The following is a 21,382-nucleotide window of genomic DNA, read 5'->3' on the forward strand; positions in this document are numbered from 1 at the left end:
ACCAACGTCCCTAAAATATTTCTTTAATATTATTTGGAGATAACAAAACCTTTTTTACCTTTGTAGTGTACTAGTTGTCTAATACACTATGCCAATAAAACTATGATAAAACTATCGAACATTCACTTCAGGTATAAAAAGAAGAAGCAGCTCTTCGAAAACCTGAGCCTTAGCTTGCAGCCAGGCTTTATATATGGCTTGCTGGGTAAGAACGGTGCCGGCAAGTCATCGCTGCTGAAACTTGTTAGTGGCCTGCTTTATCCGGATAGCGGCCAGAGCACGGTGTTTGGTCTGGAGGCTTCAGAACGCAGGCCCGCCATGCTGCAGGATATTTACCTGATCCCCGAAGAGTTTGAGCTGCCGCCCATCAGCCTGGCCACCTTTGTGAAGGTGAATGCTGTGTTCTACGCCAAATTCAGTCAGAATCAGTTAAACGCCTACCTGGCTGAGTTCGAGTTAGCAGAAGATGCCAGGCTTTCCACGCTTTCTTATGGCCAGAAGAAGAAATTCCTGATCGCCTTCGGCCTGGCTACCAACGCCCGTGTGCTGATCCTGGACGAACCAACGAACGGGCTTGATATTCCCTCCAAGAGCCAGTTCAGAAAGATCATGGCGGCTGCCCTCGACGAGGACAAGATCATCATTATTTCTACGCATCAGGTGCGCGACCTGGAGAACCTGATCGATAGCATTGTCGTGCTCGAGCAGGGCAACATCATCTTTAACCACAGCATAGCAGACATTTCGGAGCGCCTGGCTTTTGAATATAACCTGGCTGGCGTTACAGATGAGGAAGTTCTATACGCCGAAGAACTGCAAGGCAGAAAGGCAGGAATCGTGAAGAACCTGACCGGGGTAGAAAGCCGCGTGGACCTGGAGTTGCTCTTTAACGGCATCGTGAAAAACGCCCCTGCGATAATCGAGAATTTTGCCAGCGTGAAGTATGAATACTAAGCGAAACGCAGGAACACAAACCGTTTTTGCACCCAGGCAATTGCAGCTGAGCCTGCATTCGCTCTGGATAGGGCTGGCGGCTTTTGGATGCGCCTTTTTAATGGAGGCAGGGGAGGTAAATCTTTCTTATCCTCTTAAAGTTTTTTTAAAGGGAGTTATCGCGGATAACACCATTGTTGATGACCATTTGTACACGATAAAACTATGAGTACTGAATTTAACTTAACACGGCTGGGCCACTTTCTGAAGCGGCAGCTGTACATGAACATTAGCTCGATGTGGGTTGCCCTGACTGCAATCGTTGGCGTGTTGCTCGTAATTTCCGGTTTGGTAGCCTACTTTAACCCGAGTGCTGTATACAACCTGGTACCCCTTTTCCTGGTGGTGTTGTTTCTGGGCGGCTACATTTTTACGAGCAGGGTGTTTAGTGAAATGCACACCCCACAAAAAAGCTATGCCTTTCTTACCTTGCCGGTTTCCACCGCCGAAAAGCTGGTAGGCGCCTGGCTGATCGTGGGCCCCATCTACCTGCTTATAGCTGTGGCGGGCATGGTTATCCTGTCTTTTATAAGTGGTTTAGTGGCAGGGCAGCCTATTAGCGTGCTCTCCCTCACAAGCAAGGAGTTTCTTTATCCGTTGGGGACTTTCCTGGTAACGCAGACATTCTTCTTTCTGGGTGCGGTAGCATTCAGGGGAAACAACTTCCTGAAAACGCTGCTGGCCCTTTTCGTGATTGCTATGGTGGTAAGCATCTACAGCTCCGGAGTAGGGTACTTGCTTGTAGGTTCGGTAAGTAGGAATATCAGGGTGCTTGATGCTGACTTTAAAGATAACGCCAAGTTTATAGCAGAACACATTATTCCTGTGCTGTTCTGGTTGGTGCTGCCGCTTTACTTACTGGTTGTATCATTTTTCAAATTAAAAGAGAGGCAGGTGTAAGATGGATTTTAAAGATAATCAAGCCATATATTTACAGATCGCGAACCGATTCTTCGAGAATATTCTCAGGAAAGTATGGAACAGCGGCGATAAAATTCCCTCTATCCGCGATATGGCTGTGGAGTTTGAGGTGAACCCCAATACCACCATGCGTACATTCAACTACCTGCAGGACAAGGGTGTTATTTACAACAAAAGAGGCATCGGGTACTTTGTGGCAGACGATGGGCTGGAAAAAACAATCGCCCTTAAAAAAGAGCAGTTTGTGGAAGAGGAGCTGCCTGTGTTCTTGAAGACCATGAAACTGCTGGGCCTGTCGCTGGACGACCTGAAGACCTATGCCTCCCGGTATGCAGAGCCAAATGTTACTTAACAGACATCATACCTTTAAACCGCATTAACATGAAACTAAGTAATAAACTTCTTTTAGGTCTGCTGGCCTTTGTGCTGATCAGTATTACAGTTGCCTTGAGCTTTGTCAGATACTATTCCGTGGAGTCAGAATCAGGTAAACAGGAACAGGTCGCGCCGCCTGCGGCTCCTCATGCTCCGGCACCTCCGGTAACGGCGGACCAGCCTTAGCAGAGTGCCTCGTTACTAAACAGAAAAAGTCCGGGCCCCGCAGGCCTGGACTTTTTTCAAATGATTCTGCACGCAGGCAACCTTTGCCCCTGCTCCCGCATCTTTACCCTATCCTGTCAGATCTATCCACTTTAAAATAAATCACTATGAGAAAAGTACAGTTACTGTTTGTCTTGCTCATGCTCCCGTTTTTATCCTGGGGGCAAACACGCGTAAACGCTTCCGAAATTATTGCTAAGATTAACCGGGGCGAGGCGGTTTTATACAAAAATGTAACCGTAACCGGTTCACTCGACCTGACGAAGCTGCAGAACATGAAGCGCGTTAAAGACGGAGAAAGCAAGTACGACTCAAAAGAATTCATCAGCACGGTTACAGCGCCCATCACCTTTATCAACTGTAAATTCGAGGGCGATGTGCTGGCTTACTTTAGCCCCGATAACGGAATAAGCCTTGGCAACTCCAGCAATGAGGTGTACAACACAAACTTTGAGAAGGAAGTGCGGTTTGAGGGATGCGTATTTGAGGAGGGCAGCGCTTTTAAATATGCTGAGTTCAAGGGTGGGGCATCCTTTATCGGGAGCCGTTTTGAGGAGGAAGCCCTTTTTAAGTACAGTAAGTTCGAGAAGGCGGTAAACTTCAGTAGCGCCAACTTTAGGGAAGAGGCTAACTTTAAGTACGTGAAGTTTCCGGTGCGCGTAAGTTTTACAGGGGCCACCTTCGGTGAGGAGGCCAACTTTAAGTATGCAGAATTTCAGGAGGGCGTAAACTTCCAGAAGGCTGTTTTTGCCGGTACCGCAAACTTTAAGTACGCTAAAATAGCAGATAGCTTCAACATAAAAGGAGCGGCATTTAAGGGCGGAGACGACTTTAAGTACACCAAATTCAATAACAAGCAGGTTTCGTTGGCAAGCCTGCAGCAAATGAACCGATAACGAGGTCTCGCACCCGAAGCAACAGCACCACCCCAACCGGTGGCGCTGTTTTTTTTATACCTGTTGCCATAAAAGCGCCAGCATTTTTCCGATCCCTTCTGTGCTTTTAATTGCCTTTAAAGGGGCCAGGTCAAGCCATACTTTCCGAACCGCGTTGATCAGCTTCAGGTCCGGCACCGCTATATTTTGCTGCTGTGCCGCCATGACAGTTGCCAGGGCTGTTTTAAGGGCCGCCGCCTTTACCCGGATGGTGTAAGGGGCATATCGGGCCGGGTGCAGGTGCACATGCCGCCCTTCCACCACACCCCACCGCAGTACCCAGGCTGTGGCGTCGGAGAGGGTGATGCAGTAATAATCGTGCGCTGAGGCCAGTAGGTACTCCTTAAACCGGGCGGGTTGCAACAAGTCATGCTGCTGCAGGTGCTGGCATACTTCCTGTGCAATCTGCAAGGGGGGCAAGGCGCCGCAATAAAGGTCCAGTTGCGAGGTGCCCAGCGTAAGCAGGTCCTTCCGGATCTGACAAAGCGGCATACCTTTGCTTTGCCGGATATAGGCCGTAATAAAGCCCAGATGGTGCTTGAGCGGGTGAAAGAGGATAGGTGTAGGAAGTTGGGAAGAAAACATAGTTGCTGTTTGGTCCTTCCTTACTCTACGTGTTAAAAAAAATTTCTCTGCAGGCAACTTACCGATGATGGCCTGCATCTCTAAAGTATATAAAATTGAAGTATAGGCCGGCAGGTTTACCCGGCCTATACTTCTGGCTTTGCCTGCTGCTGCCCCTGCGTTTTTAATAGACAGAGAAATGCTGTAAGTCGATATAAAAGCGTTGTAAGTATAAATTAACTGCGAAATAATTTATTATACAGTACCTTGTATAGCAAACTACCGTAAACTGAGTAATGCCTCCTTACGCTACCGCCTATGATTAAGCTAAACGACATACATAAATACTATGCTGTAGGGCAAAACAAGCTGCATGTGCTAAAGGGCATTGACATGCATGTGCGGGAAGGGGAATTTGTATCCATTATGGGCTCGTCGGGCTCGGGCAAATCCACGCTGCTGAACATACTGGGCATTCTCGACGACTATGATAAAGGGGAGTATACGCTGGCCGGCACCTGCATCAAAAACCTATCTGCCACCAAGGCTGCCTACTACCGCAATAAGTTTTTAGGCTTTGTTTTCCAGTCCTTCAATTTACTTTCTTTTAAAAACGCCATGGAAAACGTGGCCTTGCCCCTTTACTACCAAAAGGTAGGCCGAAAGGAGCGGAATAAGCTGGCCTTGGAGTACCTGGACCGGGTGGGCCTGAAGGACTGGGCGGAGCATTCCCCTAACGAGCTGTCGGGTGGGCAAAAACAGCGCGTAGCCATTGCCCGCGCCCTTATCTCCCAGCCTAAACTCATACTTGCCGACGAACCGACCGGAGCCCTTGACACCCAAACTTCTTACGAGGTGATGGACATTTTTAAAGAGGTGAACAGCAAGGGCATGACCGTGGTGATCGTGACCCACGAGAACGACATCGCCGACCAGACGCACCGTATCATCCGGCTGAAAGATGGCCTGATCGTAAACGATGACCACGGTTTGCAGGAAGCAACGAACCAGGTAATATCATCCGCAACAGACCGGTAAGCTTTTTAAACCCGGCAGCCAGAAACTACAACCAGCAGAAGCTACATGTTCGACTTAGACAAATGGCAGGAGATATGGGCAACGATGCAGAAGAACAAGCTGCGTACGTTCCTGACCGCTTTCGGCGTTTTCTGGGGAATATTCATGCTGGTGCTGCTGCTTGGTGCTGGCAAGGGGCTGGAAAATGGCGTGATCAACCGGTTCGGCGACGGGGCCAAGAACAGTATTTATATCTGGAGCGGAAAAACCGCGCTGGCCCATCAGGGCATGAGCCCGGGCAGAGAAATTAACCTGACAAACGAAGACCTGAAATCCATTGACCGCGAGGTGCAGAACCTGAACATGATGGCGCCCCGTAACCGCGTGATGGGTGAGTATACCATCAACTACAAAAAGCAGAATGGCTCTTTTCAGGTATTTGGCGCCGAGCCCGATTTTATGTTGATGAACGGAGAGCGCGCCTTTCGGGGCCGGATGTTAAACGAGAACGATGAAAAGGAAAAACGCAAGGTGGTGGTGCTGGGAGAGCAGGCTGCCACCGTGTTGTTTAAAGAGCAGGAACCCGTTGGGGAGTATGTGAACATTAGGGGCATTTACTTTAAAGTGGTGGGCACTTTTAAAGTAGGCGGCAACAACGGAGCCCGCCGCGAAGAGCGCGCCTATATCCCGTTCTCTACCCTGCAAAGCACCTTTAATCAGCCCAACCAGGTGCAAATGATGATCCTGACAGCCCAGGAAGGCGTGCCAGCTAAGGAAATGGAGGATAGGCTGCGGGTGTTGCTGGCCAAACGGCACAAATTCTCGGAAGAGGATGACATGGCCCTGGGTATAGAGAACACCGAAGCCGAGTTCCTGAAGGTGATGGGCCTTTTCAGCGGCATCCGCATCTTCGTCTGGATTGTGGGCATCGGCACCCTGATTGCCGGTATTGTGGGGGTAAGCAACATCATGCTGATCATTGTGAAAGAGCGTACCCGCGAGATTGGCGTGCGGAAAGCACTGGGCGCAACCCCTCTTTCTATTGTAAGCCTTATTTTGCAGGAATCTGTGGTGATAACGGCACTTTCGGGCTATATGGGCTTGCTGGCCGGCACAGGCTTACTGGCGCTGCTGGAGTACCTGATGGAATCGTCGGGGGCGGAGATGCCGTTCTTCGCGAATCCGGAGGTTGACCCTGGCGTAGCCCTGGCTGCCACGGTAGTGCTGGTGCTCTCTGGTGCGCTGGCCGGCCTGGTGCCTGCCCTGAAAGCAGCGCGCATAAAACCAATAGAAGCGCTTCGGGCGGACTGATTGTAAGGCTGAATGACTGAATAATGGAATCAAAAATAACTGGATGATGGGATATGTGAATGATCTAACAAGAGCTTAGAGCCTGTTTTTCAAATTTACGATTCAGTTATTACACTTCATAAAAGCATGATAGACATCGACAAATGGACTGAGATCTACAACACCGTAAAGAAGCACAAGCTTCGAACGGCGTTGACGGCTTTCGGCGTGTTCTGGGGTATTTTTATGCTGGTGGTGCTACTGGGGGCAGGCAAGGGACTGGAGAACGGCATCGTGGGGGAGTTTAACATCGCCAAAAATGCCGTCTTCATCTGGACACAGCGAACCAGTGTGCCCTACATGGGCCTGAAGGCGGGCAGGTTCGTGCAGCTCACCAACGACGATGTGGCCGCCATCCGGGCGAATATTCCGGAGGTGGCGGTAATTGCCCCCAACAACCAGCTGACCGGAGACTTTGCCGTGAGTTATGAAAACAAGAGCGCTGCCTTCTCGGTGCAGGGCGAAACCCCGGAAATGCTCCAGGTTAAACCCACCAAAATAATCGAAGGGCGCTTTATCAACCAAAAGGATATCAAAGAAAAGCGTAAAATAGCAGTGGTTGGCCCCCGAACCCTGGAACTGCTGTTTAAAGGCACAGACCCGATCGGGAAGTACATTAACATAAAGGGCAGCTATTTTCAAGTGGTGGGCACTTTTGAGCCTGTCGGCAAAGGCGAGGATGTGGTGGAGGATGCGAAGGTTATTTTTATGCCTACCACGGCGCTGCAGCAAACCTTTAACCAGCCAAACAAGGTAGGCTCGCTGGCCCTGACACCTATGCCGGGAGTACCGGCAGCCGTAATCGAGGACAAGGTGAAGGCCTTGCTGATGAAGCGCCACAACGTGGCCCCCGAAGACGTGAAAGCCTTTGGGTCGGCTAACATCGAGAAGGAGTTTCAGGATATCCAGGGCTTGTTCACAGGTATTGCGGGCTTTAGCTGGCTGGTGAGCATCGGCACCATCCTCGCGGGTATTATTGGGGTGAGTAACATCATGTTGATCGTGGTTAAAGAGCGAACCAAGGAAATTGGGGTGCGCAAGGCGCTGGGCGCCACTCCCTGGTCTATTATTAGCCTCATCATCCAGGAGTCTATCGTGATCACGGGTTTGGCCGGTTACACGGGGCTGCTGGCAGGCACAGGCATCATTGCTACCATAGCGTATTTTATGCGCAAATACGATGTGCAGGCAGGCTATTTCGGTATTCCGGAGGTAAACATGGGTATTGCGGTGTCCGCTACTGTGCTGCTCGTGCTAACCGGGGCCCTGGCCGGGCTCATTCCTGCCACCAAGGCAGCGCGGGTAAATCCGGTGGTGGCCCTACGCGATGAATAATTTATAAAGAGATATTTAAAGACTTAACTATACTTCAACTATGAAAAAGGTTTTTCTAGGCTTGTTTATCGTGGTTTTCCTGGGCTTGTCGGTGTGGCTTGGGTATTACTTTTACAACAAGGCCAACACCGATCCGGTGGTGTACAAAACAGAGGCGCCCTTTCAAACGGACATCGTGAAGAAAACCGTGGCCACGGGTTCTATTGTGCCGCGCAAGGAGGTGCAGGTAAAGTCGCAGGTGTCGGGCATAGTGGAGGAGCTGCATGTGGAGGCTGGGCAGGTGGTGAAAAAAGGGCAGCTGCTCGCCAAAATAAGGATCGTGCCCAATATGGTAAGCGTGAACAACGCCGAAACACAACTGCAAACAGCAAGACTGAACTTTAACGAGGCAAAGCGCGAACTGGCCCGCTACGAGCAACTTTACGAGCAGAAAGTGATCGCAGAGCAGGAATACCAAAAGTATAAAGCGGACTATAACCTGAAGCGCGAGGCCATGCAGGCCGCCGAGAGCAACCTGTTGCTTGTGCGCGAAGGGGCTTCCCGCAAAAGTGGGCAGGCATCTAACTTGGTTTACTCCACCATTGATGGGATGCTGCTGGACGTGCCGGTAAAAGTGGGCACCTCGATCATCGAGCGCAACAACTTTAACGAGGGTACCACCATTGCCACCGTGGCCGACATGCGCAGCCTGGTTTTTGAGGGCAAAATCGATGAGTCGGAGGTGGGGAAACTGCGGGAGAACATGGCCCTGCTCCTGACCATCGGGGCCATAGAAGGCCACGTGTTTAATGCCAGACTGGAATACATTGCGCCAAAAGGGGTGCTGGAAGAAGGCTCGATAAAATTCCCGATTCGGGCGCAGGTAGTGCTCGATGACAAAGACTTTATCAGGGCGGGCTACAGTGCCAACGCCGACATTGTGCTGGACAAGCGCGAGCAGGTGCTGGCGATTAAAGAAAGCATGCTGCAATTTGAGCAGGAGCAGCCTTACGTGGAAGTGGAAAAGTCGCCGCAGGTGTTTGAGAAGCGCCTGGTAAAAACCGGCCTGTCTGATGGCATCAACATCGAGATCGTGTCGGGGCTTAAAAAGAATGAGAAGGTAAAGGTGCCTGAAACCAACCTCGCGCAGATCTGATTTTACTGAGACGGACACGGGAAAAGTGGTGGGTTCATCGCAACCTGGGTTAATTACAGAACTACTTCAAAATAAAGTGAGGAGGTAACAGGATCCTACCCGATAAGAAGAGCATCATGAGGTTAAAGTATAATTCTTTGGAAATGCCTTGCTTTGGGGTGTTTTCCGGGCCAAAAACCATGTTGATATTCTCCTTAAAGGCCGTAAAAAATATACCAGGCTAATAACCGAAAGCCACTGTAAATTGGCGGGGCCTTACTTAGCCCAATACACCGGCACTAACACCAGCAAGAATAATGTATAAGCCAGGGGTAACCAAAGCGGTATAATTGCGGTATTAGGGCGCGAGCAAGTATTTTAGTAGCAAAAGAATGTTGATGGGCCGGAAATAAGGCGAGATACAGTTTTGGCGCCAGACGGTTAGTGCTCATTTACTTTGTAGGTGTTGCGGGCGACAAATGCATATATTGGAGAAAGCCGAAGGCGAGGTTTCCGGGTTTGGGGCAGGATGCTTATAGCTTATGTGCAGCCAACTACACATACCCTCCATAATGTGCACTTTATACCGGTGCAGGCCATTGGTAACTTAAAAGCGCTTTTAGCATACTGAATAGTGTCTTAAATTGCAGGCCTTATTACATCCGATGCATTATGGCACAACATTATAACACACCGTCCGCAATCCAAATCGTAGACTTTAACCTATTCTACGGTAAGGCTTTTTATGAACTCAACCACGAGTGGATCTCAAAATATTTTGTGATGGAAGAAGCCGACACTAAGTCGCTGAGCGATCCGCAGGGGTATATCATAAACAAAGGTGGCCACATACTTATGGCATTGTTTAATGGCGAGCCTGTGGGCACCTGTGCTTTGATAAACGATGGGGAGGGCGTGTTTGAACTGGCCAAAATGGCGGTGGCTCCTAAAATGCAGGGAATGAAGATCGGGAAAATGCTTGGGGAGGCGGCACTGGACCGGGCGAGACGCGTGGGTGCGAAAAAGGTGTTTTTGGTATCAAACCGAAGGCTCGAAACCGCCCTGAGCCTGTACCGCCGGCTTGGGTTTAAAGAGGTGCCCATGCCGCCAAGTATTTACGAGCGGGCCAATATTAAAATGGAGATAACCTTATAGCTCAGGTGCTGTGCGCATGTGGTCTGGCAACCAGGATTGCGGGGCTTACATTGCGCTCTACTTCTCCCTGAGTTATTGTTTAGGTCAGGCTGGTATCCCGGTTGGTTTCCATACGGGCAATTCCCTCTGTCATCCAGCACCCTTTATACTTTCCGCTGCGCTGCCGGGCGAGTATGAACAAATATACTTCCTCACGGCCATCGGCCCCGTTAATAACGGCAAGCTGGTAAGCGGTATTGCCGGTAACCACTAGCTGTCCTGTTTTGTAACTTCTGAAGTTCAGCATAGGGCGGTATTCGGGGTTGCGAACCAGTAGCCTGAAATGGTTAATCGGCCCGATGTGCAGCCTGTTGCGCGGCGATGAAAAATTAAACACGGTTATGATGCCACTATCCTGCCGGTCATTTTGCTGTAGGGCACGCAACTGTATTTTAACTACCTCGTGAGGTGTAAGTGCCTTATCAGGTTTTAGGTAAGTCCATTTAGAGGTGGAGTTGGTCTCGTCCTTGGCCGAGGTATAGGCGGCATAATGCTGCTCATCCTGAGAAGGTGGGGCCGGAAATTGCGTACAGAAAAGCACAAGCAGAAGAAGCCCTGTCGCCAGCATGATCTTATCAAACGCTTTGTCAGTAATCTTCATACTAAATATGTACTTTAGTTAGAACAGCTTAGTTGTGGTAAAGAGCTTTTTTTAATGGTACTGGCATACCTGTCTTAAAAACCGGAAAACAAAGCCACTCCGCTTCGTATATGGTCATCAACGTTGCTTCTATGAAAAACCCTTTAGCGCACTATGTCAGAAAGTCTAAACGGTGGTTTATTCGTTGGCCTGCCGTGCAGCATTTCCGGCAGCGCTTTCCGGGTGCAGCCTCCTTTATAGGCAATCGTTTCCATCCCAAAACATTTCTTGGCTTACCGCTTACCTTGGTAGTAGTGCTGGTGTTTGTCAATATTACGTTACTGTCCGAACTTACAGAAAGTGTAATGGAAGCAGCCTGGATCGTGATCACTGACAAAGAGTTCACTACTTTTCTGTATCGTTTCCGATCAGAGTGGATGAGCAGATTTCTGTATGTTATCACGTACCTGGGGGATCAACAGGCGGTTTTTATAGTGGGTGCTGTAGTTTCTGTGGTTTTCATTTACCGGAAACGGTTTGTTGCCCTGGTGGCTTTCTGGCTGGTGATGGCAGGTTTAGGGATTTCCGTCAGGTACGGGAAAACGTTTATCAGTCGTGCCCGGCCCTCTGATGTGGCCTATTACGAGGTAGAGCATTACTCATTCCCCAGTGGGCATGCCACCACCGCTTTAGCCTTATACGGCTTGCTGGCCTATTTTATTTTCAGGCATTACCACCGCTCTGCTGCCAAGCATGTGGTGCTTTGGCTGGCGGGCCTGCTTATTGTGCTGGTGGGTTTTAGCCGCATCTACCTGGGGGTGCATTACCTGTCGGATGTGTTGGCGGGTTACCTGCTCGGTTTTGTTTGGTTGCTGCTGGGGATAAGTCTGGTAGAAGTGATGATGTACCGCAAGAATAAACCCCCTTTCGAGAGGCAAGTATAAATTCATCCTTCAATCTCTAAAATCCGTATCTGCTGTGTTATGAAGCCTACTCTCTCTGGCAGTGTCTGCTGCGCTATCCTAGTCCTGTTTTTTAGTTTCGCCAGCATACTGCCGGCATCCGCTTACGGGGTGCTTTCGCATCAGGCGGTGGTGGATGCGGCCTGGCAACAAGGGCTGGAGCCTCTTTTAAAGCGCCGATTCCCAAACGCTACCCCAGCGGAGCTTACCAAAGCCCGCGCTTTTGCCTATGGCGGCTCTATTGTGCAGGACATGGGCTATTTTCCGTTTGGGAGCGTCTTTTTCACCGACCTGCTGCACTATGTGCGCAGCGGTGATTTTGTTGAAAACCTGCTGGCGTCTTCCGAAACGCTGGATGAGTTCGCCTTTTCGTTGGGTGCGCTGGCTCACTACCATGCCGATATATATGGGCACCCGATCGGCACCAACCGTGCGGTAGCGCTGGTGTACCCCAAAGTAAAGCAGGAGTTTGGTAGCATAGTGACCTATGCGGATGATCCTGTATCGCATGTTAAAACGGAGTTTGGCTTCGATGTGTTGCAGGTGGCCCGGGGCAATTACGCACCGGAATCCTATAAAGACTTTATCGGCTTTGAGGTAGCGCCGGAGGTACTGGAGAAAGCTTTTCTGATGACCTATGGGCTGGAGCTGAAGGATGTGTTTGTTAGCCTGCCGCTAGCCATTGGCTCCTATCGCTACACCATTAAAGGCCTGATGCCCGACCTGACCAAAGCCGCCTGGCAAGCCAAAAGAAACGATATTCAGGAGGCACGGCCAGGCATCACACAGCGCAAATTTCTGTACCGCATGAGCGAGGCAAAGTATAAGCAGCAATGGGGGAACAAATATGAGCGGCCCAACATCTTTGCTCGTTTCACGGCCTGGATCATCAGGCTGCTGCCTAAGATCGGGCCTTTGCGTCCGCTGGCTTTTGTGCCGCCCACCCCGCAGGCAGAGGAACTGTTTATGCAAAGCTTCAATACCACCGTGGAGAACTATACTGCCACGCTCCGGCAGTTGAAAGCAAGCAGCCATAAGAATTTTCAGAACCTGCAACTGGACACCGGAAAGCCCACCGTATCAGGTGAGTATAAGCTCACAGACAAGGCATACGCCAAACTCCTGCTTAAAATTTCCGATACCGATTTCAAGCACCTGTCGCCCCAGTTACGCCAGCACTTCCTGCAATTCTACACAAACCCAAAGGCCCCTAACTTTGAAAAGGAAGATGAAAAAAAATGGCAGCAGGCACAGGATGCGTTGGCCAGGTTAAAGGAGCTTCAGTAAGGTTTTTGGGAGAGGCTGTTTATTGCACTTTATAACATACATATTAGCTGTAAATACTGCTCGTTTAAGCTGTGCAATATTTTAATATAACACTTTTGATATACTACTTATTCTTGCAAATCGAATAATAATTGCAACCCTGACCTACTGTTTCGCGATAAAATAAACCTAGTGCCTTTCGCTAAAGTGAGGAGAGGTGCCAGAACGAACTTCATTAATCTATTAAACATTATGGAAAATAATCAAAATAAAAATAACCAGAATTCTAACGCATCGCAACAGAACAACAGCGCTTCGCAGCCGCAAGCTAATCAGTCAAACACTGGACCCAGCAACCAGGGTACTTCCGGCAGCCAGCGCTCCAACATGCAAAGCAGCAGCTCTGAAAGTAACTCCATGCAGGGCCGTAGCAGCCAGAAAAGTACTACCGGCCAGGGCGGATTGAAAAACATCCAGGACAAACTGCAGCAGTTCGGCAACGCCACCGCACAGAAGGTAAATAGCCTGAGCACCACGCAGAAAGTAGTCGGTGGCTCGTTATTGGCCTTAGGCGCAGGCTGGTTAGCCCTCGGATCCAGAAACAAGAACAAAATTAAAGGGCAGGCAAGCTCTTTAGCCTCTGCGGCTAAAGACAAGATGAACAAGAAGAAATCAAAATTCGGTAACTCAGGTTCATCCAGCTCCGATGCAAGGGTAAAATAACCTTTGCAGCTAGCATATTAGAAAAGAGCCGGGCATTCGTCCGGCTCTTTTCTGTTTAGGTCTTCTAGGCAAACACGATCTGTAGCGCAAAAATACTGTAACCTTACAGGCAGCATGAAACTATACAGGCTCAGATAAATAGCCATTTAAACAGATAAAACAATGAACGACGCAATAAAAGCAATGACAGCCGGATTGGCAGGTGCCTGTGTACTGACGCTGGTGCATGAAACAATGCGACGCCTGATGCCGGATGCTCCCCGTATGGATGTGCTGGGCATGCGCTCCATCTCAAAGCTCATGAAATTAGCAGGCGAGACGCCTCCCGTGGATAAAGAGAAGTTGCATGACTGGTCGCTGGCCGGTGATGTGGTCTCGAACTCGTTGTATTACAGCCTGGCAGGCACAGGCAGCGATGCCTGGTGGCGCGGCGCCATGCTGGGCGCAGCGGCTGGTGCAGGGGCCGTGCTTTTACCCGGCCCCTTGGGCCTAGGTGAGAAGCCAAGCAACAAAACACACACAACACAGGCCATGACTGTGGGGTACTACCTTTTGGGTGGTTTGGTGGCTGCCGCCGTGGGGCATGCCTTGGCTGATAAAGATGCGGATTAAATAAAAAGCACCTGCAGCGGGAGCAGATAGATTACTAGATCTTATGTGCTCGTGCGGCTGCAGGTGCTTTTGTTATTACATAGCGGGGTTCATTCCCTGGGTGGTGTCCTGTTCTATAACAGCGCCTCCTTCCGGGTCGTTTATGCGCCCGTCCACTTCATTCTCTGTCGTTTCGGTGTCTACTCCTGTAGTGGTTTCGGAGCTGCAGCTATAGAGGCCTGCGCTCAACAACAGTGCCCCTGACAGCATCAGGTGATATGTTCTTTTCATACTTCTCGTTTTTGGTTAGGTATACTTTTACGGGCAGCTCCCTAAATTGATTGCACCGCCGGGCAGCATATTAACGCGAAGCCTGTTCCCGCTCCTGTAAATATTGTTGCCTTGCCTGCTCCAGTTTTTCTATAATGCCCTGCCTTTGGTGCCGTAACTGCGCCACTACGTTGTGTCTTTTAAAGAAAAGCCGCAACAAAAGCCAGTCTTCCTGGGTATGGAGGGCTTTTCGCCAGTAGCGCAGCGTAAAAAAGCCGCTGAGGGGCAGGCTAACCAGGTATACAGTAAGCAGGGGCAAGCCCGGTGCCCACAGTTCCGCCAGCAGCCACACCTCGAGCGCATAAATTATCGGGAACGAAAAAATACCCATTGTAAGCATGATGGGCGCATACCACTCTTCTTCTTTGGTAACGGCCCTGGCCACCCGTGCAGGTATGGCATATGGGATGTAATTATGCACCAGACCATACAGATAAAAGGGAATACCCGCCAGCAGGTAAAGCAGCCCCAGCATACTGTGCCGGAAAACAGCTTGTTCGCCTTTGCCCAGTACTGCGTCCTGCAAGCGGAGTCTTTTTAACTGCAACAGGTAAGCGTTCAGCTCTTCCCGCAGGGCAAGCACCCGTTCCGGCTCCTGTTGGCTAAAGTAATTTATACTTCTCACAATGGCCTTGGAAAGCAGAAAGTCGTGCTCGTGATCCGGTTTATCTTGCGGAGCTCTTTTAGCCAGTGTGCCTTTGTACAGGATCTCCACTTGCCGCGCCAGTTCATCTTCCTCGTCGGTCAGGGTATGGATGATCAGGTTCTCAATTCGTTTTCTGATTTCCTCTGTGAGGGCAAGCACCGCTTTCTGCTCATTCTCCTGGTAGGCAGAAAGGTAATCTGCCGCTGCAATGGGTTCGCCAATGTTCACGAATACGTTGCTGCGGAAGCGGGTAGAGGCGGAGTAGTTCAGGCCTACGGGCACTATCTTCACTCCAAATGGCTGTGCGTGCATCTTTTCTGCCCCCAGGGCAATTCGGGCGGTGCCTGTTTTTATTTTGCGTAGCCTGCGCTGGTTAAAACTGTTCCCCTCCGGAAAGATCAGGAGCGCCTTGCCCTCACCCAATGCCTGGTTACTGGCCGCAAACGCTTCTTCGTTACTTATCGCCTGGCCAAGGTTGCCGTCCTTTAGGTCTTCTTTGCGATGGATAGGGATCAGGTGCATGTGCCGCAGCACCCAGTTCTGAATGCGGGAGCCAAACACGGTGCTTTTTGCTATGAAAAATACAGGCTGTGTTAACAAAGTGGCCGTCACGATAGGGTCCATGAACGTGTTAGGGTGATTCGACACCACCAAGAGCGGCCCCTGCTCCGGTAACAGGTGGCGGTTGCGCACTTCAAACTTTTTGAAAAACACCCACAACCCGATCTTGTAGATAAATTTAAGCAGCGAATATAGCATGAGTAAAGGCAATCGAATACCCGACAATATACGGTTTTGTATATTGATGTTTGCTAGGGCAGGTTGAGTTACCGTAATTTAAAGGAAAGGAGAATCAGGCTAAGCCTTTACAGCCACAAGCCAGTCATAGGCCGAGGTAAGGTCATCAAAAATTTTGGTCTCAAACGGGATCGGATACTGCTCGTTTTGCAGAAATCTGGTTAAAAGCATTCCAGCATGCGTGTCAAAAGAATTCAGGAGCGCAAAGCGCTTGAGAGGTAACTGGCAAAAGAGCGGCAGATAGCTCTCCAAAGTCCACTTACCGTCCTCCTTGCTTAGGGCGGGCAGAAGGCGCCTGTCGGCAATGGCGAACTGTACATCATACAGTTGCACCAATGCGTTGAATCTTAAAAGCGCCTCTCGGTACTGCTTGCTGGTACAATTTCCGTACCACTGCGTCACCAGCACATGGGGTGTTTCGTAAAGCTCTACATGTAAATACTCGGAGTCGAAACAAATCATAAAGACAAATGTTTGAGGGTGCTTTTACATAGAGTAATACTAATGATTAATCTCTTTAAATCAAATATTTAACTGTGAAATTTTATATAAATCAAAAAAATTCTACCCTATCTGCAGCTACTTCTTGCAGATAGGGTAGAATAGTCTGTGGAAGGCTCTATTTCTTACTTGGTACGCAGGTTATTTGCGTTGCTGCCATCAAGTTTACGGGTGTCTGCCTCATTTTTGGCGGCCACGTTACCCGCCTCTTCTTTCCCCTCGTACTCCTTGTCCATGATGTCCACCTCCTGCTTTTTAGTGCCGGTCAGGGGCTCTGGGTTTTCGTCGGGCAAGCGCTTGCTTTCATCCGCGTTGGTAATAATGTCATCTGCTTTTGGCGTTTCCATAGTATATAGTTAAATGTGTTACTTTGATTTACGAAAAGGAGCACGAATGTTTACCTTAAAGTATGCTTTTAAGCCTTAAAACGCAGCTTGCTGGGCACATTGTCGGGCTTGGGAACGTTAGATACGCGAACCTGACCGCCACAGAAAAGCTTAAAAATTTGAAAGTTGTACGTTTTCCTTTTGCCTGGCCCAACAAATTGGGCTAACTTTGGGCAATTTATACATACCACATTATGCCAAGAGATACCTCCATTAAATCTGTACTCATTATCGGTTCTGGTCCTATCGTTATCGGCCAGGCTTGTGAATTTGATTACTCCGGCTCCCAGGCCGCCCGCTCCTTGCGAGAAGAGGGGATTGAGGTAATCCTGATCAACTCCAACCCGGCCACGATCATGACCGACCCCGTTACGGCGGACCATGTCTACCTGAAGCCGCTGGAGAAAAAGTACATCATAGATATTTTGAAGCAGCACCAGGTCGATGCCGTGCTCCCGACCATGGGCGGGCAGACAGCCCTCAACCTGGCCATCGACTGCGAGAACGCAGGCATTTGGGCCAAGTATGGCGTGCGCATTATCGGTGTGGATATCAAAGCCATCGAAACCACCGAAGACCGGGAGCAGTTCCGCCTGAAGATGATCGAGCTGGGTATAAATGTCTGTAAAGGCGAAACGGCCACTTCTTTTCTGGAAGGAAAAGAGATTGCGCAGGAAATTGGCTTCCCGCTGGTTATCCGCCCCTCTTTTACCCTGGGTGGCACAGGCGGCGGATTTGTGAACACGCCCGAAGAGTTCGACGCGGCCCTGACCCGCGGCCTGCACGCCTCCCCCACCCACGAGGTGCTGGTAGAGCAAAGCATTCTGGGCTGGAAAGAGTACGAGCTGGAGCTGCTGCGCGACAACGTGGGCAACGTGATCATCATCTGCTCCATCGAGAACTTCGACCCAATGGGGGTGCATACCGGCGACTCCATTACCGTGGCCCCGGCCATGACGCTGCCCGACACCGTGTACCAGCGAATGCGCGACCTGGCCATTAAAATGATGAACGGCATCGGCCAGTTTGCCGGCGGCTGCAACGTGCAGTTTTCCGTTAGCCCGGAGGATGATACCATCATCGCCATCGAGATAAACCCCCGTGTTTCACGTTCCTCTGCCCTGGCCTCCAAGGCCACAGGTTACCCCATTGCTAAAATAGCGGCCAAACTGGCCATTGGCTATAACCTGGACGAGTTGAAGAACGCCATCACCAAAACCACATCGGCTTACTTCGAGCCGGCACTGGACTACGTGATCGTGAAAATCCCGCGCTGGAACTTTGATAAATTTCCGGGAGTGGACCGCCGGCTGGGCCTGCAGATGAAATCGGTGGGCGAAGTAATGGGCATTGGCCGCACCTTTCAGGAGGCCTTGCAGAAGGCCTGCCAGAGTCTGGAAATCAAGCGCAACGGCATAGGGGCCGACGGCAAGGAGAAGACGAATTACGATGAATTGATACATAGCCTGGCCAACCCAAGCTGGGATCGCCTGTTCAGCATTAAAGATGCCATGCGCATCGGTATCCCAACCAGAACAATCCAGAACATCACCAAGATCGACCCCTGGTTCCTGGCCCAGATAGAGGAACTGGACGTGATGGAGAAGGAGATAGAGAAATATACGCTGGCCACCATCCCCACCGAGTTGCTGCGCGAGGCCAAGGTGAAAGGCTACGCCGACCGCCAGATAGCGCACCTGCTGCGTTGCCTGGAGAGCGAGGTGTTTAACGTGCGCCAGGAACTGGGCATGAAGCGCGTGTATAAAATGGTGGATACCTGCGCCGCCGAGTTTGAGGCAAGCACCCCGTACTACTACAGCACCTTCGATGGGGAGAACGAGAGCATTGTGTCCGACAAAAAGAAGGTGGTGGTGCTGGGCTCCGGTCCCAACCGCATCGGGCAGGGCATCGAGTTCGACTACAGCTGTGTACACGGCGTGCTGGCGGCCAAAGAGTGCGGCTACGAAACCATCATGATCAACTGCAACCCCGAAACGGTAAGCACCGACTTCGACATCTCGGATAAGCTATACTTTGAGCCGGTATTCTGGGAGCATATCTACGAAATTATCCTGCACGAGAAACCGGAGGGCGTTATTGTGCAGCTCGGCGGCCAGACAGCCCTGAAACTGGCTGAGAAACTGGATCGCTACGGGATAAAGATATTCGGCACCAGCTACCAGGCCCTTGACCTGGCCGAGGACCGCGGTTCGTTCTCAGCCCTGCTCCATGACCTGGGCATCCCATACCCGCCGTTCGCCGTGATCGAGACGGCCGAGGAGGCGCTGGAATTGAGCAAGGAGCTGAAGTTTCCGCTGCTGGTGCGCCCAAGCTATGTGCTGGGCGGACAGAACATGAAGATCGTGATCAACAACAAGGAGCTGGAAGCCCACGTGATCGATCTGCTGAAAGACCACCCGGGCAACAAAGTACTCCTCGACCACTTCCTGGACAATGCCATCGAGGCAGAGGCCGATGCCATCTGCGATGGCGAGCAGGTGCACATCTGTGGCATCATGGAGCACATCGAGCCGGCCGGCATCCACTCCGGCGACTCGTATGCCGTGCTGCCGCCATTCGACCTAAGTGAGCATGTGCTGCAACAGATTGAGGACTATACCAGGCAAATTGCCGTGGCGCTGCAAACGGTGGGGGTGATCAACATTCAGTTTGCCATCAAGAACGAAACGGTGTATATCATCGAGGCCAACCCGCGCGCCTCGCGCACCTTCCCGTTCATTGCCAAGGCTTACCGCGAGCCGTACATCAACTATGCCACCAAAATAATGCTGGGCGAGAAGAAGGTGAAGGACTTTACCTTTAACCCCTACAAGCACGGCTATGCCATTAAGGTGCCGGTATTCTCTTACAACAAATTCCCGGAAGTGAATAAAGAGCTCGGGCCCGAGATGAAATCCACCGGGGAGGCCATCTACTTTATTGACGACCTGCAGGACGATTATTTCACGAAGGTGTACTCGGAGCGGAACCTGTACCTGAGTAAGTAAGAAATGCATACATTTCGCCATGGCATAACCCACTCGCGAAAGGGCAGGGCGCTTTGGAAAAGTGGCCGGATAATTGAGAGGAAACCCGGGAAAGCAAAGCGCTGGCTTAGGGTTTACAATTGATTTAAACAGAAAGATGAGAGGAAGTATACTTTTGAAAGGCAAGGCCGTGTATGGCTTCGTGCTCTTGCTGGCTTTTGCGGCAGGCTGTACAGCCCCGCGCGCCGTTATCAACTCTGGTAAGGTAACCGCGCCGGGCAAGTTTAAAGCTGGTGTTAACTTTGGGGGCAACGTGGCCACGGAGCCGCTCAGCCAACTGGATGACATAACCAAAGCGGCCGTGGATGCCATTGCCAAGAAAGACACCGTGTTTTATGATGATGAGGTAGAAACAGCCACCAAGGCCCTGCTGGCGTATGCCCTGGACCCGGTTGGTCCAACCTTTGACTTCTACATCCGCTATGGCTTAGCCCCGCGTCTGGATGCCGGGTATAAGTTCGCATCGGGGGTGCACGTGTTTGACACCCAGTACCAGTTTTTAGGTCCGACAGGCACCCCGGAGGCTCCCGGCCTGGGCGATTGGTACGGCAGCATTGGTTTGCAGTATGCCGGGCAGAGCTCCGGCCTGCTAAAAGGCCTTTTTCTGGACAAGCTACAGCCGGTGCTACAGTTCACGGCGAAACGAAGAGACGTGACTGTTCCGCTCATATTCAGCAAGTCTTTTGGCCCGGAGGAGGAAAAAGGAAGCATCGCCTTTGGTGTGGTGTACAACCATACCTTTATCAAGTATGGTTTTGAGCCAGGCAGGCTGTTTACAAAGTATGGCAGCGAAGTAAAGGAGATCAACCCCTTGATGGAGAAGAACAACTTCGGGTCGTATGGTTTTTTTGTGAACGCCAGGTTTGGCTTTAAGTATGTGTACATTGTGCCGGCCTTAACCATTTACTACCAGAATTACGGCGACTACAAGCTCCTGAACCAGCAAGTATACAGTTACTCCGGGCTCACGTTTATTCCATCTATCGGGCTGCAGGCCAGCTTCGGAAAAGGAAAGTAACTTAAATCATACTTCCGATTTGGCATAGTTCCCGCACCTGGCAGCAGGGGGAACTATGCCACACAGCAAAGCATTAAACAAGTATACTTCTTATCTTTGGCCTTTCTGGGGCTTTGTAAGCGCACCGGATAACAAAGCTTCGGATAAGAGGTTGTATACCAGACCAGGTATTGTTTTTGCAGTACCCTATTTTATAAAGCAAGCAGCATGATCAAATACATCATCACCACCATACTTATTATTTATTTCGTCCGCATGGTAGCCCCTTTCCTGTTCAGGTGGCTGCTTGCGTTTTTTGTGAAGAAGAGCATCCGCAACGGCTCCTTTTTCCGCAGCAACATGCAACAGCAGCAGCGCCAGTACCAGGATTTCCATCAGGGTAACGGGCAGCGTGGCGGTAAACCAAAAGGCGAGGTGAACATAGATTACATGCCCGACCAGGCTGAGAAAAAGGATTTCAGGGGTGGCGAGTATGTGGATTATGAAGAAGTGAAATAAAAATATTATCTTT

At 50.5% G+C, this 21,382-nt stretch carries 24 protein-coding genes; 18 read left to right on the top strand and 6 right to left on the bottom strand.

Features of this window, described 5'->3' with window-relative positions:
• The first annotated feature begins 102 nt into the window (after window positions 1-102).
• The 6 genes from AC4BAN_RS12795 to AC4BAN_RS12820 all read left to right on the top strand — a co-directional run bounded on the left by AC4BAN_RS12795 (window position 103) and on the right by AC4BAN_RS12820 (window position 3,410).
• A complete protein-coding gene (locus AC4BAN_RS12795) occupies window positions 103-954 on the top strand; it encodes an ABC transporter ATP-binding protein (RefSeq protein WP_490564799.1) in 852 nt (283 codons plus the stop codon).
• Window positions 944-1,162 carry a hypothetical protein gene (locus tag AC4BAN_RS12800; RefSeq protein ID WP_490564800.1) on the top strand — a complete coding sequence of 73 codons (219 nt, stop codon included), beginning with the start codon at window positions 944-946 and terminating at the stop codon, window positions 1,160-1,162. The genes AC4BAN_RS12795 and AC4BAN_RS12800 overlap by 11 nt, the downstream gene beginning before the upstream one ends.
• A complete protein-coding gene (locus AC4BAN_RS12805) occupies window positions 1,159-1,893 on the top strand; it encodes a hypothetical protein (RefSeq protein WP_490564801.1) in 735 nt (244 codons plus the stop codon). Before AC4BAN_RS12800 ends, AC4BAN_RS12805 begins: the two co-directional genes overlap by 4 nt.
• A 1-nt stretch (window position 1,894) precedes the next feature.
• A complete protein-coding gene (locus tag AC4BAN_RS12810; RefSeq protein WP_490564802.1) occupies window positions 1,895-2,266 on the top strand; it encodes a GntR family transcriptional regulator in 372 nt (123 codons plus the stop codon).
• 29 nt (window positions 2,267-2,295) lie between these two features.
• On the top strand, window positions 2,296-2,475 hold the full coding sequence (locus AC4BAN_RS12815; protein ID WP_490564803.1) for a hypothetical protein: 180 nt from the start codon (window positions 2,296-2,298) through the stop codon (window positions 2,473-2,475).
• A 146-nt stretch (window positions 2,476-2,621) separates the two neighbouring features.
• Window positions 2,622-3,410: a pentapeptide repeat-containing protein gene (locus tag AC4BAN_RS12820; protein WP_490564804.1), complete on the top strand. Its 789-nt coding sequence runs from the start codon at window positions 2,622-2,624 to the stop codon at window positions 3,408-3,410.
• A gap of 54 nt (window positions 3,411-3,464) precedes the next feature.
• On the opposite strand, the gene AC4BAN_RS12825 is transcribed toward AC4BAN_RS12820, so the two are convergent.
• Window positions 3,465-4,034 (bottom strand): hypothetical protein, encoded by a 570-nt coding sequence (locus AC4BAN_RS12825; RefSeq protein ID WP_490564805.1) that lies wholly within the window; start codon window positions 4,032-4,034, stop codon window positions 3,465-3,467.
• A 297-nt stretch (window positions 4,035-4,331) separates the two neighbouring features.
• Between AC4BAN_RS12825 and AC4BAN_RS12830 the strand changes: the two genes are divergently transcribed.
• From AC4BAN_RS12830 to AC4BAN_RS12850, 5 genes are all read left to right on the top strand, one after another.
• Window positions 4,332-5,051 carry an ABC transporter ATP-binding protein gene (locus AC4BAN_RS12830; RefSeq protein WP_490564806.1) on the top strand — a complete coding sequence of 240 codons (720 nt, stop codon included), beginning with the start codon at window positions 4,332-4,334 and terminating at the stop codon, window positions 5,049-5,051.
• 45 nt (window positions 5,052-5,096) lie between these two features.
• Window positions 5,097-6,341, top strand: coding sequence for an ABC transporter permease (locus tag AC4BAN_RS12835; protein WP_490564807.1), 1,245 nt, complete (start codon window positions 5,097-5,099; stop codon window positions 6,339-6,341).
• 126 nt (window positions 6,342-6,467) lie between these two features.
• Window positions 6,468-7,715 (top strand): ABC transporter permease, encoded by a 1,248-nt coding sequence (locus tag AC4BAN_RS12840; RefSeq protein WP_490564808.1) that lies wholly within the window; start codon window positions 6,468-6,470, stop codon window positions 7,713-7,715.
• Between the two features lie 40 nt (window positions 7,716-7,755).
• Window positions 7,756-8,850 (top strand): efflux RND transporter periplasmic adaptor subunit, encoded by a 1,095-nt coding sequence (locus AC4BAN_RS12845; RefSeq protein ID WP_490564809.1) that lies wholly within the window; start codon window positions 7,756-7,758, stop codon window positions 8,848-8,850.
• Window positions 8,851-9,501: 651 nt separating this feature from the next.
• On the top strand, window positions 9,502-9,984 hold the full coding sequence (locus tag AC4BAN_RS12850) for a GNAT family N-acetyltransferase (protein ID WP_490564810.1): 483 nt from the start codon (window positions 9,502-9,504) through the stop codon (window positions 9,982-9,984).
• Window positions 9,985-10,063: 79 nt separating this feature from the next.
• Here the strand turns inward: AC4BAN_RS12850 and AC4BAN_RS12855 are convergent, their stop codons facing one another.
• Window positions 10,064-10,624: a DUF4864 domain-containing protein gene (locus AC4BAN_RS12855; RefSeq protein WP_490564811.1), complete on the bottom strand. Its 561-nt coding sequence runs from the start codon at window positions 10,622-10,624 to the stop codon at window positions 10,064-10,066.
• A gap of 131 nt (window positions 10,625-10,755) precedes the next feature.
• Here AC4BAN_RS12855 and AC4BAN_RS12860 point away from each other — a divergent pair, with 131 nt between their 5' ends.
• The 4 genes from AC4BAN_RS12860 to AC4BAN_RS12875 all read left to right on the top strand — a co-directional run bounded on the left by AC4BAN_RS12860 (window position 10,756) and on the right by AC4BAN_RS12875 (window position 14,166).
• Window positions 10,756-11,547, top strand: coding sequence for a phosphatase PAP2 family protein (locus AC4BAN_RS12860; RefSeq protein ID WP_490564812.1), 792 nt, complete (start codon window positions 10,756-10,758; stop codon window positions 11,545-11,547).
• A 39-nt stretch (window positions 11,548-11,586) separates the two neighbouring features.
• Window positions 11,587-12,852, top strand: a complete 1,266-nt coding sequence (locus AC4BAN_RS12865; RefSeq protein ID WP_490564813.1) for a zinc dependent phospholipase C family protein — start codon at window positions 11,587-11,589, stop codon at window positions 12,850-12,852.
• 231 nt (window positions 12,853-13,083) lie between these two features.
• Window positions 13,084-13,554, top strand: a complete 471-nt coding sequence (locus AC4BAN_RS12870) for a hypothetical protein (protein WP_490564814.1) — start codon at window positions 13,084-13,086, stop codon at window positions 13,552-13,554.
• A gap of 162 nt (window positions 13,555-13,716) precedes the next feature.
• On the top strand, window positions 13,717-14,166 hold the full coding sequence (locus AC4BAN_RS12875; RefSeq protein WP_490564815.1) for a hypothetical protein: 450 nt from the start codon (window positions 13,717-13,719) through the stop codon (window positions 14,164-14,166).
• A 75-nt stretch (window positions 14,167-14,241) separates the two neighbouring features.
• Here the strand turns inward: AC4BAN_RS12875 and AC4BAN_RS12880 are convergent, their stop codons facing one another.
• The 4 genes from AC4BAN_RS12880 to AC4BAN_RS12895 all read right to left on the bottom strand — a co-directional run bounded on the left by AC4BAN_RS12880 (window position 14,242) and on the right by AC4BAN_RS12895 (window position 16,767).
• Window positions 14,242-14,436, bottom strand: coding sequence for a hypothetical protein (locus tag AC4BAN_RS12880; protein ID WP_490564816.1), 195 nt, complete (start codon window positions 14,434-14,436; stop codon window positions 14,242-14,244).
• 70 nt (window positions 14,437-14,506) lie between these two features.
• A complete protein-coding gene (locus AC4BAN_RS12885; protein ID WP_490564817.1) occupies window positions 14,507-15,880 on the bottom strand; it encodes a lysophospholipid acyltransferase family protein in 1,374 nt (457 codons plus the stop codon).
• A gap of 99 nt (window positions 15,881-15,979) precedes the next feature.
• Complete coding sequence (locus AC4BAN_RS12890; RefSeq protein WP_490564818.1) at window positions 15,980-16,381, bottom strand: hypothetical protein; 402 nt, start codon at window positions 16,379-16,381, stop codon at window positions 15,980-15,982.
• A gap of 164 nt (window positions 16,382-16,545) precedes the next feature.
• Complete coding sequence (locus AC4BAN_RS12895; protein ID WP_490564819.1) at window positions 16,546-16,767, bottom strand: hypothetical protein; 222 nt, start codon at window positions 16,765-16,767, stop codon at window positions 16,546-16,548.
• 233 nt (window positions 16,768-17,000) lie between these two features.
• Between AC4BAN_RS12895 and carB the strand changes: the two genes are divergently transcribed.
• The 3 genes from carB (at window position 17,001) to AC4BAN_RS12910 (ending at window position 21,369) form a co-directional block, all read left to right on the top strand.
• A complete protein-coding gene (carB, locus tag AC4BAN_RS12900) occupies window positions 17,001-19,814 on the top strand; it encodes a carbamoyl-phosphate synthase large subunit (protein ID WP_490564820.1) in 2,814 nt (937 codons plus the stop codon).
• A gap of 136 nt (window positions 19,815-19,950) precedes the next feature.
• A complete protein-coding gene (locus tag AC4BAN_RS12905; protein ID WP_490564821.1) occupies window positions 19,951-20,871 on the top strand; it encodes a hypothetical protein in 921 nt (306 codons plus the stop codon).
• Between the two features lie 207 nt (window positions 20,872-21,078).
• A complete protein-coding gene (locus AC4BAN_RS12910) occupies window positions 21,079-21,369 on the top strand; it encodes a DUF4834 family protein (RefSeq protein ID WP_490564822.1) in 291 nt (96 codons plus the stop codon).
• The last annotated feature ends 13 nt before the right edge of the window (window positions 21,370-21,382 follow it).

The organism is Pontibacter sp. GD13 (assembly GCF_058216355.1).

Excerpts from the sequence above, each read along its gene's own strand:
- AC4BAN_RS12795 (WP_490564799.1), top strand. The coding sequence starts at position 103 with ATGATAAAACTATCGAACATTCACTTCAGGTATAAAAAGAAGAAGCAG.
- AC4BAN_RS12800 (WP_490564800.1), top strand. The coding sequence starts at position 944 with ATGAATACTAAGCGAAACGCAGGAACACAAACCGTTTTTGCACCCAGG.
- AC4BAN_RS12805 (WP_490564801.1), top strand. The coding sequence starts at position 1,159 with ATGAGTACTGAATTTAACTTAACACGGCTGGGCCACTTTCTGAAGCGG.
- AC4BAN_RS12810 (WP_490564802.1), top strand. The coding sequence starts at position 1,895 with ATGGATTTTAAAGATAATCAAGCCATATATTTACAGATCGCGAACCGA.
- AC4BAN_RS12815 (WP_490564803.1), top strand. The coding sequence starts at position 2,296 with ATGAAACTAAGTAATAAACTTCTTTTAGGTCTGCTGGCCTTTGTGCTG.
- AC4BAN_RS12820 (WP_490564804.1), top strand. The coding sequence starts at position 2,622 with ATGAGAAAAGTACAGTTACTGTTTGTCTTGCTCATGCTCCCGTTTTTA.
- AC4BAN_RS12825 (WP_490564805.1), bottom strand. The coding sequence starts at position 4,034 with ATGTTTTCTTCCCAACTTCCTACACCTATCCTCTTTCACCCGCTCAAG.
- AC4BAN_RS12830 (WP_490564806.1), top strand. The coding sequence starts at position 4,332 with ATGATTAAGCTAAACGACATACATAAATACTATGCTGTAGGGCAAAAC.
- AC4BAN_RS12835 (WP_490564807.1), top strand. The coding sequence starts at position 5,097 with ATGTTCGACTTAGACAAATGGCAGGAGATATGGGCAACGATGCAGAAG.
- AC4BAN_RS12840 (WP_490564808.1), top strand. The coding sequence starts at position 6,468 with ATGATAGACATCGACAAATGGACTGAGATCTACAACACCGTAAAGAAG.
- AC4BAN_RS12845 (WP_490564809.1), top strand. The coding sequence starts at position 7,756 with ATGAAAAAGGTTTTTCTAGGCTTGTTTATCGTGGTTTTCCTGGGCTTG.
- AC4BAN_RS12850 (WP_490564810.1), top strand. The coding sequence starts at position 9,502 with ATGGCACAACATTATAACACACCGTCCGCAATCCAAATCGTAGACTTT.
- AC4BAN_RS12855 (WP_490564811.1), bottom strand. The coding sequence starts at position 10,624 with ATGAAGATTACTGACAAAGCGTTTGATAAGATCATGCTGGCGACAGGG.
- AC4BAN_RS12860 (WP_490564812.1), top strand. The coding sequence starts at position 10,756 with ATGAAAAACCCTTTAGCGCACTATGTCAGAAAGTCTAAACGGTGGTTT.
- AC4BAN_RS12865 (WP_490564813.1), top strand. The coding sequence starts at position 11,587 with ATGAAGCCTACTCTCTCTGGCAGTGTCTGCTGCGCTATCCTAGTCCTG.
- AC4BAN_RS12870 (WP_490564814.1), top strand. The coding sequence starts at position 13,084 with ATGGAAAATAATCAAAATAAAAATAACCAGAATTCTAACGCATCGCAA.
- AC4BAN_RS12875 (WP_490564815.1), top strand. The coding sequence starts at position 13,717 with ATGAACGACGCAATAAAAGCAATGACAGCCGGATTGGCAGGTGCCTGT.
- AC4BAN_RS12880 (WP_490564816.1), bottom strand. The coding sequence starts at position 14,436 with ATGAAAAGAACATATCACCTGATGCTGTCAGGGGCACTGTTGTTGAGC.
- AC4BAN_RS12885 (WP_490564817.1), bottom strand. The coding sequence starts at position 15,880 with ATGCTATATTCGCTGCTTAAATTTATCTACAAGATCGGGTTGTGGGTG.
- AC4BAN_RS12890 (WP_490564818.1), bottom strand. The coding sequence starts at position 16,381 with ATGATTTGTTTCGACTCCGAGTATTTACATGTAGAGCTTTACGAAACA.
- AC4BAN_RS12895 (WP_490564819.1), bottom strand. The coding sequence starts at position 16,767 with ATGGAAACGCCAAAAGCAGATGACATTATTACCAACGCGGATGAAAGC.
- carB (WP_490564820.1), top strand. The coding sequence starts at position 17,001 with ATGCCAAGAGATACCTCCATTAAATCTGTACTCATTATCGGTTCTGGT.
- AC4BAN_RS12905 (WP_490564821.1), top strand. The coding sequence starts at position 19,951 with ATGAGAGGAAGTATACTTTTGAAAGGCAAGGCCGTGTATGGCTTCGTG.
- AC4BAN_RS12910 (WP_490564822.1), top strand. The coding sequence starts at position 21,079 with ATGATCAAATACATCATCACCACCATACTTATTATTTATTTCGTCCGC.